Genomic DNA, 15844 nt, shown 5'->3' on the forward strand with positions numbered 1-15844 from the left:
CGATGTAAACACATCGCCTTTTTGTTTTTATAGTAGTACACTTTTATTTAAGTGTCTTCTTCACTTCTACTTCTTGGAATGCTTCTATAACATCACCTTCTTTGATGTCGTTATAGTTTTTCACTTGCATACCACAATCGTATCCTTTAGATACTTCTTTAACATCATCCTTGAATCGCTTCAATGATGCTAATTCTCCTGTAAATACTACTACGCCGTCTCTAATTAATCTAATGCCAGAGTTTCTGTAGATTTTACCACTTGTTACCATACATCCTGCAATCGTTCCAATCTTAGAAATCTTGAAGGTTTCTCTAATCTCAGCATTACCAGTGATCTCTTCTTTAAGCTCTGGAGACAACATGCCTTCCATTGCATCTTTAAGATCATTGATTGCATCATAAATGATAGAGTATGTTCTAATATCGATTTCTTCTTTATCGGCTATCTGTCTAGCATTACCCATTGGTCTTACATTAAATCCAATGATAATTGCATCTGATGCTGATGCTAATAATACATCACTCTCTGTGATGGCTCCAACTCCTTTATGGATGATATTTACTTGAATTTCTTCTGTAGATAGTTTCTGGAATGAATCTGTTAAGGCTTCAACCGAACCGTCCACGTCACCTTTGAGGATGATGTTCAACTCTTGGAAGTCTCCAAGTGCTATACGTCTTCCGATTTCATCAAGTGTAATATGTCTTTGTGTTCTTACGGATTGCTCACGTTGTAACTGTGTACGTTTTGCAGCGATTTGTTTTGCTTCACGCTCATCTTCAAATACATTGAACTTATCACCTGCTTGAGGTGCACCATCTAATCCTAAGATTGATACTGGTGTCGATGGGCCTGCTTCTTTGGTTTCGTTACCTCGCTCATCGTGCATGGCTTTTACTTTACCACTATTCTTTCCAGCTAAAACATAGTCTCCAATTTTTAGAGTACCTGCTTGAACCAAAATTGTAGATACATATCCACGACCTTTATCCAAGAATGCTTCAACTACTGTACCTTGAGCTAATTTATTTGGATTCGCTTTCAGCTCTAATAATTCGGCTTCAAGAAGTACTTTTTCTAGTAATTCTTTAACGCCTTGTCCAGTCTTAGCAGAAATATCGTGCGATTGGATTTTCCCTCCCCAATCTTCAACTAATAAATTCATGCTTGCAAGACCTTCTTTAATCTTATCAGGGTTTGCTGTTGGTTTATCTATTTTGTTGATTGCAAACACAATTGGCACTCCTGCTGCCTGAGCATGCGAGATGGCTTCCTTGGTTTGTGGCATAATATCATCATCTGCCGCAACAACAATAATTGCTATATCTGTAACTTGAGCACCACGAGCACGCATCGCTGTAAAGGCCTCGTGACCTGGTGTATCTAGGAATGCGATCTTTTGTCCTGATTCTAGGGTTACACCGTAAGCTCCAATGTGCTGTGTAATTCCTCCAGACTCACCGGCTATTACATTTTCTTCACGTATGTAATCGAGTAAAGAAGTTTTACCATGATCTACGTGACCCATTACGGTTACAATCGGCGCACGTTCTTTTAGATCTTCTGGCTTGTCTTCAACTTCTTCAATGGCTTCTTCAATATCTGCAGTTACAAACTCTACTTTGTATCCAAACTCATCAGCAACAATAGATAATGTCTCTGCATCTAACCTTTGGTTCATCGTCACCATCATACCTAGAGACATACATGCAGAAATAATCTGAGTCACAGAAACATCCATCATCGTTGCAACTTCGCTTGCTGTAACAAACTCAGTAACTTTTAAGACTTTACTTTCAGCTTCTTGTGCTTGTAATTCCTTCTCGGTTTGCTCTCTATGCTGCTCTCTTTTTTCTCTACGATACTTAGCTCCTTTTCCTTTATTGGATTTTCCTTGAAGCTTTTCTAAGGTCTCCCTTACTTGTTTTTGTACTTCTTCTTCGCTAGGCTCCTCTTTGACAATATTTCGTCTGCCTTGTCCTTTTCCTTTAAAGTTTCCTTTGCCTTTGTTTCTATCGTTTTGGAAGTTTCTAGAGTCTACACCTGCTTTACTAATTCTACGACGTTTGCGCTTGTTAGTATTGTCTTTATCTTCAGGTTTTTTCTCTTCTTTCTTCTTCTTTGGCTTGTTGAATTGAGCTAAGTCAATTTTTTGTCCTGTTGCCTTCGGCCCAGATAATTTCTTGTACTGAGTTTTTACCTTTCCTTCATCCTGACTCTTCTCTTCAGCTTTTGGCTCTTCTTTTACAGGCTCTTCTTTAACTGGTTTTGGTTCTTTCTTCTTAACCGGTTTTGGTTTTTCCTCTTTGGCAACTGGCTTTTCTTCAACTTTAACCTCAACTTTCGGCTTAGGCTCTTCTTTAACAGGTTCTGGATTTGCAACCTCTTCTTCTTTGTTGAGTTCTATTTTGCCAACTTGTTTTGGCCCACTCAAAGATGCCTTTGCCTTAACAACCTCTTGCTCTACAACTACAGATTGCTGTTTTTCCTCAAGCTCACGTTCACGCTTAAGACGAAGCTCTTCCTTCTCTTTGAGCTTAGCCTCACTTACTTCTTGCGCCTTCTCACGTTTTGAAGCATCGGTCTGGAACTCATCCGAAAGCACATCGTAAACTTCTTGAGTAATTTTCGTATTAGGGCTTTTGTCAATAGATATCCCTTTAGTATCTAGGAAATCTACTGCTCTATCTATGGAGATATTAAGCTCTCGTAATACTTTATTTAATCTAATTGTAGCCATAAGCTGAATAAATATAACTTACAAAAAGTTATTAGTCTTCAAATTCTTCTTTTAGTATTCTAATAACTTCTAATATGGTTTCTTCTTCTAAATCTGTACGTTTTACTAGATCTGCAACATCTTGCTCTAGTATACTTTTTGCAGTGTCTAATCCTGCTTTGCTGAATTCATCTATAATCCAGCTATCGATTTCGTCTGAGAATTCTGAAAGTTCTACATCTTCTTCTGCACCTTCTCTAAACACATCGATTTCATAACCTGTCAACTGGCCTGCTAATCTAATATTATGTCCTCCACGACCAATTGCTTTTGAAACTTCTTCTGGTTTCAACAATACCTCAGCACGTTTAGCTTCTTCATCAATCTTTAATGATGTTACTCTTGCTGGACTTAAAGCTCTGGTAATGAACAATTGTAGATTGTTAGTATAATTGATAACATCTATGTTCTCATTTCCTAACTCTCTTACAATACCATGAATCCTTGACCCTTTCATTCCTACACATGCTCCTACTGGATCAATTCTATCATCATAGGAGTCTACAGCAACTTTAGCTTTTTCTCCTGGTATTCTTACAACATTTTTCACAGTAATCAATCCATCGAATACTTCAGGAATTTCCTGCTCGAACAACTTCTCTAAGAATATAGGAGATGTTCTAGACAATATGATTGACGGCTTACTACCTTTTAATTCTACACTTTCAATAATTCCTCTTACATTTTCTCCTTTTCTAAAGAAATCCGATGGGATTTGCTTGTCTTTAGGAAGGATGATTTCATTGCCTTCATCATCTAATAAGATTATTGCTCTGTGTCTTATGTGATGTACCTCTGCCGTGTAAATTTCTCCTTCTAGTTCTTTAAACTGCTTGTAAATGTTTGTGTTATCGTGTTCGTGAATTTTAGAGATTAAGTTTTGCCTTAATGCCAAAATTGCTCTACGACCTAGATCTACAAGCTTTACTTCTTCTGCCACGTCTTCACCAACTTCAAAATCTGGTTCTATCTTTTGTGCTTCAGATAATGCGATTTCTTGGTTCGGCTCTTCAACTTCTCCATCGGCAACAACGATCCTATTTCTCCAAATCTCTAAATCCCCTTTGTCTGGGTTAATAATTATATCAAAATTATCATCGTCACCATACTTCTTTTTAAGTGCATTTCTCAATACATCTTCCAAGATCGCCATCAGCGTAACTCTATCTATTAATTTATCATCTTTAAATTCTGAAAATGATTCAATTAACGCGACATTTTCCATAACTACTATGAATTAAAATTTTATTTTAACTTTTGCTTCTTTGATATTTTCGTAACTAAGCCTTGCGTCTTTAGACACTGTAACTTTTCCTTTTCCTATTGGTTTTGGCTCTCTTGCTTTCCAGTTAAGGACAATCTCTGAATCATTTACCTCAACTAAAGTACCCTCAAACTTTTCACCATCATTTGTCTTTACAGTTAGTGTACGCTCAACATTCTTTTTGTACTGTCTCACATTTGTAAGAGGGCTTGTTGCTCCAGCCGAAGTGACTTCTAAAGAAAAATCCTCTTCTTCTCGATCTAGATTGTGTTCTATAGCTCTACTAACAAACATGCAATCTTCAACCAATACACCGTTATCGCCATCAATGACAATTCTAATGGCATTTCCGTCGAGGATATCAAAATCGATCAGAAATAAATCTGGCCTTTTTTCTAATCCTTCTGCGAGCAATGTATATACCTTATCTCTAAACATTTAAAGTATAAAAAGAGGGGACTTCTCGTCCCCTCGTTAATCCTTTTACTAACTGCTGTGCAAATATACAATTTTTATATTGATTTACGCAAGGCCTAAAAAATCGAATTTTATTGCTAAATTTATAGTGGAACAATCAACTTAATACAATGAATAGAATACTAGTCCCTACCGATTTTTCTGAGCATGCGGAGTATGCTATGAAAGTTGCCGCTAATTTGGCTAAAAAACACAATGGTGTAATTTACTTAATGCATATGTTAGAGCTACCTTTTCATAATAAGGTAGATGTAGCTGGAAGCCATGGCGAGCCACCTGAGGCTTTATTCTATAAAAAACTTGCCGAAAAGCAGTTTGATGACTTTTTGGACAAGCCTTATCTTGATGGTATCGAAATACATGAAACTGTAAAGGCAGATATTTCTTTTAGCGAAATTAAGGATGCTTGTAGAGAGCACGATATTGACTTAATTGTCATGGGATCTCATGGTGCAAGTGGTTTAAAAGAAATGTTCATTGGGTCTAATGCTGAAAAAGTTGTTAGAAACTCTGATATTCCTGTTTTGGTAATAAAGAACAATCATGACAGTTTCAATATTTCCAATTTTGTGTTTGCTTCAGATTTTAAAAACGACAACAAAGAAACTTATAAGCAAGCTGCAGAATTTGCTAAGAATTTTGGCGCAAATGTTCATCTCTTAATGGTTAATACACCGAACAATTTTACCACTACGTCTATTGCCAACAAGCGTATTAGTGATTTTATAAAAGATGTTGACTATGATAGCTATTCTGTAAATATCTATAATGACGAAAGCGTTGAAAAGGGGATTCTAAACTTTTCAAAAGAGGTTGACGCTGATATTATAGGTATTAGCACTCATGGCAGACAGGGAATTGCACATTTCTTTAATGGAAGTATCAGTGAAGATTTGGTAAATCATGCGAAAAGACCTGTGATTACTTTTAAAATTTAAATTACTAACCAAAAGTTAGCATATTTAACTACATCCACTACAATTTGTAGTAATTAACTGACGGTCAGGTGTTGATTTTTTAAATATCAAGATTTTTTTATTACATTAGTGTAGTTATTGATGCTAAGTTTAATGCATAGCATCATGCATATATTCTTATAGCTATTATTATTCAGTCTTTATTCCTTATCACGTTTTAGACAATTTATTATTGACTTGTACTTACCCAATTGTACTTGCATTTAAGTTAGAATATTAGCTATTACATCCTTCTAATCTTTTTCATCGAGGCATTAATAATAATTAATGTTGAACTTGAATTTTATCCTTTATGATAAAGGATTATTCTTTAAAAAATCATGAAGATGCATTTGCCAAAAAAACCTACTTATGTTCACTTCAGGTGAATGCATCTTCTATATGACACCCAAATCTAAAAACTATGAACAAAATAAAAACACTTGTTTTTGGGAGTTTACACTCCGGTTACAGCCTTCTATTCGAATTACTAAAAGGAGATTTGAGCAGTTACGTTGATGTTCGCGGTGTAATCTCAGATGATCTTCACCAGACTTGCTTAGACAGTCCTGAGCGTAAGTGGCAATATGGATTTACTCCAGAAGAAGAGCGCATGGTCATTGACCTTGCTTTAAGGCATAATATAGATGTATACACTGGCAATGTTAATACAGCTAATTTTCTAAATCAGTACAAGATGTGGAATCCAGAGCTTTGCTTTTCCGCATGTTTTGGGCAAATATTTAATGAGGAATTATTTAGCCATCCAGAATATGGTTTTTACAACTTTCATCCTTCGGGTGAAACATGGCCGTCCTACAGAGGCCCTCAACCTTTTGAAGGTATTATGAATGATAGACTAGATCACTTTTACATTAGCGCTCATGTAGTGGATGCCAAACCTGATAATGGATTACGTATAGCGAGATCTAGAAACATCCCAATAATGCCAAACATGGATATCGATGGGTTAAACAAAATAGCCTCTCAACATGTCGGAGAGCTAACACGGGACATTGTATTGTCTATAGCGAAAAAAAAGCTAAATCCATTTATATAGGCGCTTTAGCCGATTTTACCCTCAAAAAAGCCGAACAATGTATGTTCGGCTTTTTCATTCACCTTTATTATATAAGCCAAAAAACCCTTGAAGAGAAATCTTTAAGGGTTTTGTTGGCCCACTAGGGCTTACCTCGACAACACTTCGACTCCGCTCAGTGAAAGCTCGGCACAGGCTTCTCGCCCAAATTATTCTTATATAAAAGAAAAATCCCAAACAAATTAATGTTCAGGATTTCATTATGTTGGCCCACTAGGGCTCGAACCTAGACTCTTCTGGACCAAAACCAGACGTGTTGCCAGTTACACCATGGGCCATCATTGTAAAATGAGGATGCAAATTTATAATAAACTTTGTTTTGCACAAAAAAATTAAAAGAAAATAATCTTAAAAGCATAACGTTTACTTAAAAACCTAAGGGTTAATAGAATAATTAGTAAATTCGCCCGCATCAAAAGACATCATTTATGGCAGAGTTCAACTTTAAGAAATGGAACACCATTTTAAGTTGGTTGGTTTTTGGAATTTCACTTATTACATATGCGTTAACCATAGAACCTACAGTAAGTTTTTGGGACGCTGGTGAATATATTCTAACTTCTTCAAAGCTTCAAGTTGGGCATCCCCCAGGAGCACCACTATTTCAAATGCTGGGTGCATTTTTCTCTATTTTCGCTTTAGAACCTTCTCAGGTTGGGATGATGCTGAATATGATGAGTGCTGTAAGTAGTGCTTTTACAATTCTTTTCATGTTTCTTACTATTAGTTTACTATTAAGGAAGTTAGCTGGTGGTGATGAAAACGTAACTCCTACTGGTGCTAAAGCTATTCTTGGAAGTGCTTTAGTAGGCAGCTTAGCTTTTAGCTTCACGGATTCGTTTTGGTTCAATGCTGTGGAAACTGAGGTGTATGCTATGGCCACACTCATAATGTCCATAATGTTCTATTTAGCATTGCGTTGGGAACGTGATATGAATAAGCCTCGCGGTAATAAGTGGTTAATCCTTATTTCTTTTGTAGTTGGGCTTTCTTTTGGAGTTCACTTTATGGGGTTATTGACCATTCCTGCGATTGGACTGATCTATTATTTCAAGAATTACAAAACGATAACACTCAAAAATTTCATACTGGCAAATGCCATTTCAATAGCGGTCTTATTGTTCATTTTTAAATTATTAGCTCCAAACATTTTAAGGTTCTTTAGTGCTTCAGAAATATTCTTTGTCAACACTATTGGCTTGCCTTTTAATTCAGGATCTATAATTGCTGGACTTGTTATTGTATCTGGAATTTATTTTGGATTGAAATACACTCAGAAAATTGGCAGCAAACATATCAACACTGCTATTCTATGTTTAGCTTTTGTTATGATTGGGTTTTCGTCTTGGATGATGCTTCCAATAAGAGCGAATGCCAATGTCATTATTAATGAAAATAATCCAGCGAGTGCTAGAGAGCTATTGGCTTATTATAATCTAGAACAATATCCTGAAACCCATTTATTTTATGGCCCTCAATTTACTGAGCTATACTCTGGCGCAGATGAAAGTCGACCTTTCATTGATGATAAACCAAAGTATGAAAAAGATAAAGACAAGGGTGAATATGTAATCGTTAATGAATACGAGAACGCAAAGCAAAACTATAATTCTGATCATGCGGCTTTACTTCCAAGAATGTGGAGTACGGAACATGCCGAAAATTATATGATGTTCACAGGTTTGATAGATTTTAAACTAGACCCTGAACTGTATACATATTTTTATGAAAGTGCCTTAGCTGCTGGCGAATCGGATGATATTGCTGTTCAATATGCTACAGGAAGAGTCAATCAGATTCGAAACTTGATTAACGACTTCAGAATGCGTGTCGCCAATGGAGAGGTGGATTACGAGGACTATCATAATTTCCTTAGAACTTATGGCCAATCCTATTTATTAGTTGAAAAACCATCGTTTATTGACAACATTATGTACATGTTCCAATACCAATTAGGCTATATGTATTGGCGTTACTTTATGTGGAATTTTACCGGAAGGCAAAATGACATTCAAGGTCAGTATGATGATTTTAATGGTAATTGGATTAGTGGTATAAAGTTTATAGACGAGCTACACCTTGGAATGTCTCAAGATAATTTACCAAGTGATGTCGTCAATAATAAAGCACGAAACACATACTTCTTCCTCCCTTTCATACTAGGACTAATCGGTCTGTTTTTCTTATTCAATAAGGATAAAAAATTATTCTGGGTTATGCTTGTGTTTTTCCTATTTACAGGACTTGCCATACAAGTATATACTAATGTAAGACCTTTTGAACCTAGGGAAAGAGATTACTCGGTTGTAGGGTCGTTTTATGTCTATGCCTTATGGATAGGGTTTGGAGTCTATGCCATAATTGATGGATTGAAAACCAAAGTGAAATCTTCCATGTTAGTTCCTGGAATTACATTAGCCTGTCTAGTTCTTGTTCCTGGTATATTAGCTGCTAATAATTGGGACGATCATGACAGGTCTGGTAAATATACCGCCAATGCAATGGCAAGAAAATATCTCGAATCCTGTGCACCAAATGCAATACTGTTCAGTATTGGAGATAATGATTCTTTCCCTTTATGGTATTTGCAAGAAATTGAAGGTGTCCGAACAGATGTAAGAGTAGTGAATACGAGCTTATTCCAAACAGATTGGTACATCGACCAGATGAAACGCCAAGCTTACGAAAGTGACCCTATTCCATCACAATTGACTCACGATAAATACAAGTATGGCTCCAGAGATTATATTATGTATAGAGAGATTAGCAAGGAAGTTTCGCAAGATACGTTAGATATTAAAGCATTCATGAATTTTGTCTCTAGTGAAGACCCAAAAACTAAACTGAGATTCATACTGCAGCAACGTGGAGAGAGTACTAAGGGTTATCCAAACCAATTGTTGAATACCAACTACTTCCCAACGAAAAACATCAGAGTTCCTGTAAACAAGCAACAAGTTCTAAAAAGTGGTATTGTTAAGGAAAAAGATGCAGATGAAATTGTGCCTTACATAGACTTGAGAATTGGTGAAAGTGGATTATATAAGAATAGATTACTGATGCTAGATGTTGTTGCCAACAATAATTGGGAGCGCCCTATATATTTTACTGGTGGCGCATTTGGAGAAGATGATTACATCTGGATGAAAGACTATCTACAACTAGACGGAATGTGCTATAAATTGGTTCCTATTAAAACTAAAATCGATAGAGCTAATCCATTTGATATGGGTCGTGTAGATAGTGACCTTATGTACGACCAAGTGATGTCATGGGATTGGGGAAATAGTGGTGCAGATATTTACCATGATGTTGAAACTCGTAAAAACGGAATTACCTACAGAGGAAATTTAGCACGTCTTATGGAGCAGCTTATCAATGAGGACAAACTTGATAAGGCTGAAACCATTGCAGACTTGGCAATGCAAAAAATGCCTGTAGATAAGTTTGGATACTACACACTTCTTGAGCCTTATATAAGTGCTTATTATGAAATAGGTAAAGTCGAAAAAGGAAGACAACTCTATAAAGATGTTACCAAGAAGTACCAAGAGCGCTTAGTATATTTTAGTGAGCTATCTATAGAAAATCAGAACAAGCATATTGAAGAGATCGTAACAGACATTGAACGCTATCGTAGCTTAGTGGATATATTGGTTATCTACCAAGATGAAGATTTTGTGCTTAGTGAAACCAAGAAATTCAATGATTATCTTAAGCTGTTTGATCATTTTATGGGTGAAGAAGAACAGCAACCAGACCCTAGAGATCTACTAAAAGAACTAGAGTCTGATAGTCTTGATCTCGATTCATTACTAGACGCAGAAGAATAAACTATGGACTTAACACCTGCCAAGACTCCAAAAGTTGTTAAGTCCTTATTTCCCAGTTATGTTTGGGATATTCCATCCAAACATCAAAAGACAATTTATCTCACTTTTGATGATGGTCCTACTCCGGAAGTTACCGAATGGGTTATGGACACGCTCAAAGCATACAATGCTAAAGCTACTTTTTTTTGCATTGGTAATAATGTTGAAAAGCATCCTGATATCTTTAAGAAATTAATTGATGAAGGACACGCTATTGGCAATCATACATTCAACCATCTTAAAGGTTGGAAAGTAAAAACCTCAACATATCTTGAAGATGTTGAACACACAAAGACGATTTTTAGTTCAAATTCAAAAACTACTTCACTCTTCCGCCCTCCTTATGGAAAGTTGAAGCCCAAGCAAGGTAGAAAGCTTCAAAAGTTAGGCTACAAAATCATGATGTGGGATGTCCTCTCTTTCGATTGGAGTAAAGAGGTAAGCGAGATACAATGTTTAGAGAATGTAATATCTAATGCAACATCTGGAAGTATTGTTGTATTTCACGATAGCCTAAAAGCAAAAGACAATTTAGAGTTTGCGTTACCAAAAGTGTTAGAATACTATAGTAAAGAAGGCTATAGTTTTAAAGCTATAGAAGTCTAGATATATTCCTGTATAATACCTATAAGCGTATTAGCATCTTGCTCTCCGCTGTGGCGCCATTTCATTTCGCCATTCTTATAAATAATCAGCGTTGGCAAGCCTTTTACACGAAGTGCTTCGGCCAATTCTTTGTTCTTATCAACATCGATTTTAATGACCTTAGCTTTATCGCCAAGTGCAGCTGCAACATCTCTTAATACAGGATGCATAGCCGTAGATTGTTCGTTCCATTCCGTAAAGAAATCGAGCAGAACTGGAATATCCACATCTATTAATTCCCCAAATTTTGACATGACGTTGAAGTTTTGAGTCAAATGTACCATTACAAATATAGTATTTTCAGCGTATTAAGCTATTTTTTCACCCTTTTTAAGCTCTATAACGGTAATTTCTGGCCATATCCCAACACGTCCTGGAAACGCCAAATACCCAAAGCCTCTGTTTACATTAATGAACTGTCCCAACTCTTCATAGATTCCTGCCCAGTATTTGTAGCGCCATTTTACAGGGCTCCACTTGAACCATCCAGGTATTTCGATACCAAACTGCATACCATGTGTATGCCCACTCAAGGTAAGGTGATAATGGTAGTCATCCTGAATAACCTCTCGTTCCCAATGCGACGGATCGTGGCTCAACAAAATCTTGAAATCTTCAGCATTAACATTAGAAGAAGCCTTCTTCAAATCACCAGCTTTCTTAAAGCCTCCAGCTCCCCAATTCTCTACACCAACTATGGCAATACGTTCTCCATTGCGCTCTATAAAACGACTTTCATTCAGCAATAAATCAAAACCAATTTCTTTTTGAATGGTTTTTAGATCATCTAAATTCTTGGCTTTAGCTTCAGTAGATTCCCAACGCACATAATCCCCATAGTCATGATTACCTAAGACTGAATACAATCCATCTTTAGCATTAAGCTTAGAGAACATGGTTTTATATGGCACCATTTCTTCCGCAATATTATTTACCATATCACCAGTAAACAAGATAACATCACTTTGTTGTTCATTAATGAGGTCTATAGCATACTCGACCTTTGAAGGGTTATCAAAACTCCCTGAATGTATATCACTTATCTGAGTCAATTTGAATCCATCAAAGGCGTCTGGTAAATCTTTGTAATGAAGCGTGTATTTTAGTACTTTAAAGTTGTACTTACCTCTATAAATTCCGTATAGAATCGAAGCAAAAGGAATTGCCGCCAAACCAAGTGCTATCTGGCTTACAAACTTTCTACGCGATGGCATATAGTTACCTTCAGCACTTCTACCTTCTGTAAAATACCTGTAAATAGCTTGTGGAATTCTTATGATGTCTTCACCAAACATAAAGACAAGTATAATCATCTTCGGTACGAGGAGTGCAATAAGGAATGCAAAAGCGTAACCATGTGAAGTACCAAAATCACTCCTATTTAAACCATAAAAGTGATACACAAAATTTCCAATAACTAAAAGGGTTAAAACCCAATATAAAATGTTGAGATAATTATTTCTAGCAACTGTCTTAAAAGCTTGGAAAGCATAAAAATCTATAACTCCAAAAATAAGTAGGAATATAATCCAACGAACCATCTATCAATTTTTTGTAAAGATATTAATAACAAAACGTAGTTATCTTATAAAATTGTTAAGGGATTTTAACTTAATAATTGGGATTTCTTCATCTTGAGTTAAAAATTCTATCGTTTTTATTTCGTTAGGTAGCAAATCGAAAAAGTTATCGGAGAAATGCCCTTTTGAATCTGTATGTAAAAACACATCTTTTTGTAATGTGGTGCTTGTGAGTTCTACTAGAAAACCATCTTTAGTTTTAGTTACTATTTTTTGAATTGGCGCTTGTGCTAGCTTTAAATCTTTTGGTTTTACAAAGTAATCGCATCGGGTTTGGCCATTAAACTTAGTTATTAAAACTGCTTTATCTTTTTTGAACTCAGACTGTGTCCCAGAAAAATCTATTCTATAAGCCTTAGTGTTAGACAATAGTTCAGATTTAAAGTCCTTGCTTATACTCCAAATGGAATCGCCTTCAAAAGTTCTGATTTCAAGTTCCAGACTACTTTCAATAGCCTCGACTCCATCATTGATAGCAAATACCTCAATAATGTGGTCTTCAATAGTATTCGAAACAAATACATCTTCAAAACTTCGTTTGGCTTTATAGTGCAGTGCTTTCCAATTTCCAAAATGATCTATACTCGACCACGAAACTGCTGGCCAACAATCATTGAGTTGCCAATACAATGTTCCCATGTTGTAAGGCTTGGCGCGACGGTGTGCTTCAATACCTTTTGTGATACCATGAGCTTGCACCAATTGACTCATATATACATAGTCTTCAGGCTCATTAGGAACTGGAAAATCGCGCTCCATGTATTCTCTAATAAGCTGGAATCCTCTATGGTGTTTCTGATGATTTTTAAAGCCTTCAGAATCAATATCAATGGAGTCTGATTGATTGATAAATCGTATGGCTTCATAACTAGGAAATGCCTGAAACCCAAACTCACTCATGAAACGCGGCACATGCTCTTCAAAATGTTCAAACGGATAACCATCGTGCCACACCCACCAATCGTGCGCATCGCCTTCGAACTTGTACTGTGGATTGCCACGACCATATTTTGGAGACGACTCCCAATACGGTACATTGGTCAATTCTGATACTGTTTGTGGCAAGATAAAATAAAACACTTTGAGATAGTTATTCCAGATTTCTTCTTTTTCATCATTGCTTCTATTAGCTTGCCAGCCCCATCGATGCCAGCCTTCGGAGTTTTCGTTATTACCACACCACAATACTATTGATGGATGCTTACGAAGTCGTTTTATATTCTCAACTGCCTCTTGCCGAACATTATCTAAAAATGCTTCATCTCCAGGGTACATGGCACAAGCAAACATAAAGTCTTGCCATACCATAATACCTTTTTCATCACAGAGTTCGTAGAATTTATCACTTTCATAAATACCTCCTCCCCATACTCTGAGCATGTTCATGTTGGCATCTACAACATCATTTAAGAGCTTCTCATAATGTTGTTCAGTAACTTTATTTTGAAAGCTATGCTGTGGAATATAGTTTGCTCCTTTAGCATATACAGGGACACCATTGACTTTGAAATAGAAGGATTCACCGAGGCTATCTTTTTCTGTAACGAGTTCAACATTTCTTAAACCCTTTTTGACTGAAATTGAATCATATATCCTTTTATCCTTTTTTACTACTATTTTGAAATCATATAAGTATTGCTCTCCTAAATTATGTGGCCACCAAAGTTTTGGATTTTTTATGAGTATAGGTATGAATTGCCTATATGCCTTAAATGAATCCTCACTTACCTGATAAAGACTGTCATTAACATAAACCTCAAAAGTTAAATCCCTGTCCACTCCCCAAATGTCATTTTTCAGCAAACGAAAATCAAGGCCTAGGTTTATTAGCGAATCATCTAAATAACCATGACTAATTTTTAAGTCTTTAAGCCTGTAATCATTCCAACTAATCAGCTTAATTGGTCGCCAAATTCCCGAAGTGTTTAGTTTTGGTCCCCAATCCCATCCATACTGAAATTGTGCTTTTCTGGTAAAAATGCGGTTGCCTTCAGGAAGTTCGTAGGGTAGTTTTGATTTTGCTGCTGCTTCATATTTTGAAGTATGTTCAAATAGAATTCTGAGTTCATTAGATGCTTTCAAAAGTGGCTTTACATCAACTTCAAAAGCCCTGAAAGCATTGTTAGACTTCAAAATCAAACTATCATTAAGATACACAGATGCATAGGTGTCTAGCCCTTCAAAATTCAATTCTAAATGTTTCTTTTGAAGTGTTTCTTCATCTACATCAAAAGTGGTTTTGTACTCCCAATCTGTTTCGGAAACCCATTGTACTTTTTCCTCGTTGTTGCCAATAAATGGGTTTTCAATAAGTTGATGATCCAACAAATCTGAAAACACGTTACCAGGAACTGTTGCCGAATGCCATACCGAATCACCAACTTGTCTAAACTCCCAATTATTGTGTAACTCTAAAGTTTGTGGTACATCGTATTTTGGTTGACAAGACAAGCATACTAGTAAACAAAGAAAGGTAAAACTATATCTCATCTAAGATGGCTTTAATGGTTGCAAGATCAGATACTGTCTGATTATTATCTATTGGTTTAGAAGCAGAAGCATGAATTTCGGAAAATCCTGCTTTTTTAAACAACTTGGCATTCGCTGGATTAATACCGCTTCCTGGCATGATTATGATTCTACCTTTGGCGCGTTCTTTCAATTCTTTGAGTAGTTTAAACCCTTCTTCTGCCTTATGCTCCTGCCCAGAAGTGAGTATACGTTCAACTCCTAGATCAATTAACTGCTCCATGGTTTCAAGTGGATTTGGAACTTCATCAAAAGCGCGATGAAATGTAAACTGTAAAGGTCTGGACAATTCAACCAATGCTTTGGTTCTTTTAATATCAAGAGTGTTATCTTCATTCAAAACGCCAGAGACAATTCCTGCATGACCTAATGATTTACAGAGCTCAATACTATTTCTCATTGTATTGAATTCTGTTTCAGAATAACAAAAATCACCTCCTCTTGGTCGTATCAACACAAAAGTTTCTATATCTAACTCTTGAATTGCTTTTTTGAGTAGCTCGTCAGTTGGTGTAATGCCTCCAATTACTAAGTTCTGACATAACTCAATACGCTGTGCTCCTGCTTCTTGAGCATTTTTGGCAGATTGATATGAATTGGCACAAACTTCGAGTTTCATGATTTGTCATTCCTGCGAAAG

Annotated in this window: 11 protein-coding genes and 1 tRNA gene; 4 read left to right on the forward strand and 8 right to left on the reverse strand. The window is 36.3% G+C overall.

Annotation, left to right across the window (positions count from 1 at the left end):
* Window positions 1–43 precede the first annotated feature (43 nt).
* Genes infB through rimP form a run of 3 tightly spaced genes read right to left on the reverse strand, consistent with a single transcriptional unit; the run spans window position 44 to window position 4484 of the window.
* Window positions 44–2743, reverse strand: coding sequence for a translation initiation factor IF-2 (gene infB / locus NCE97_RS00205; RefSeq protein ID WP_353776849.1), 2700 nt, complete (start codon window positions 2741–2743; stop codon window positions 44–46).
* A gap of 31 nt (window positions 2744–2774) precedes the next feature.
* Window positions 2775–4007 carry a transcription termination factor NusA gene (nusA, locus tag NCE97_RS00210; RefSeq protein WP_353776850.1) on the reverse strand — a complete coding sequence of 411 codons (1233 nt, stop codon included), beginning with the start codon at window positions 4005–4007 and terminating at the stop codon, window positions 2775–2777.
* 12 nt (window positions 4008–4019) lie between these two features.
* On the reverse strand, window positions 4020–4484 hold the full coding sequence (gene rimP / locus NCE97_RS00215) for a ribosome assembly cofactor RimP (protein WP_353776851.1): 465 nt from the start codon (window positions 4482–4484) through the stop codon (window positions 4020–4022).
* Window positions 4485–4633: 149 nt separating this feature from the next.
* Between rimP and NCE97_RS00220 the strand changes: the two genes are divergently transcribed.
* Window positions 4634–5461, forward strand: a complete 828-nt coding sequence (locus tag NCE97_RS00220) for a universal stress protein (protein WP_353776852.1) — start codon at window positions 4634–4636, stop codon at window positions 5459–5461.
* 442 nt (window positions 5462–5903) lie between these two features.
* A complete protein-coding gene (locus tag NCE97_RS00225) occupies window positions 5904–6539 on the forward strand; it encodes a formyltransferase family protein (protein WP_353776853.1) in 636 nt (211 codons plus the stop codon).
* A 244-nt stretch (window positions 6540–6783) separates the two neighbouring features.
* On the opposite strand, the gene NCE97_RS00230 is transcribed toward NCE97_RS00225, so the two are convergent.
* Window positions 6784–6856, reverse strand: a tRNA-Gln gene (locus NCE97_RS00230).
* A gap of 150 nt (window positions 6857–7006) precedes the next feature.
* On the opposite strand from NCE97_RS00230, the gene NCE97_RS00235 reads away from it, so the two are divergent.
* Window positions 7007–10411 (forward strand): glycosyltransferase family 117 protein, encoded by a 3405-nt coding sequence (locus tag NCE97_RS00235; RefSeq protein WP_353776854.1) that lies wholly within the window; start codon window positions 7007–7009, stop codon window positions 10409–10411.
* A 3-nt stretch (window positions 10412–10414) separates the two neighbouring features.
* Window positions 10415–11056 (forward strand): polysaccharide deacetylase family protein, encoded by a 642-nt coding sequence (locus NCE97_RS00240; protein ID WP_353776855.1) that lies wholly within the window; start codon window positions 10415–10417, stop codon window positions 11054–11056.
* Here NCE97_RS00240 and NCE97_RS00245 read toward each other — a convergent pair.
* The 4 genes from NCE97_RS00245 to NCE97_RS00260 are packed head-to-tail and all read right to left on the reverse strand — an operon-like array spanning window position 11053 to window position 15823.
* Window positions 11053–11379, reverse strand: coding sequence for a thioredoxin family protein (locus tag NCE97_RS00245; protein ID WP_353776856.1), 327 nt, complete (start codon window positions 11377–11379; stop codon window positions 11053–11055). The genes NCE97_RS00240 and NCE97_RS00245 overlap by 4 nt on opposite strands.
* Before the next feature lie 24 nt (window positions 11380–11403).
* Window positions 11404–12636: a metallophosphoesterase gene (locus tag NCE97_RS00250; RefSeq protein ID WP_353776857.1), complete on the reverse strand. Its 1233-nt coding sequence runs from the start codon at window positions 12634–12636 to the stop codon at window positions 11404–11406.
* Window positions 12637–12675: 39 nt separating this feature from the next.
* Window positions 12676–15165, reverse strand: a complete 2490-nt coding sequence (locus tag NCE97_RS00255; RefSeq protein ID WP_353776858.1) for a beta-mannosidase — start codon at window positions 15163–15165, stop codon at window positions 12676–12678.
* Complete coding sequence (locus tag NCE97_RS00260; protein ID WP_353776859.1) at window positions 15155–15823, reverse strand: copper homeostasis protein CutC; 669 nt, start codon at window positions 15821–15823, stop codon at window positions 15155–15157. Before NCE97_RS00260 ends, NCE97_RS00255 begins: the two co-directional genes overlap by 11 nt.
* Window positions 15824–15844 lie beyond the last annotated feature (21 nt).

Origin of the sequence: Winogradskyella sp. 3972H.M.0a.05 (assembly GCF_040493455.1) — a bacterium.
GTDB lineage: Bacteria > Bacteroidota > Bacteroidia > Flavobacteriales > Flavobacteriaceae > Microcosmobacter.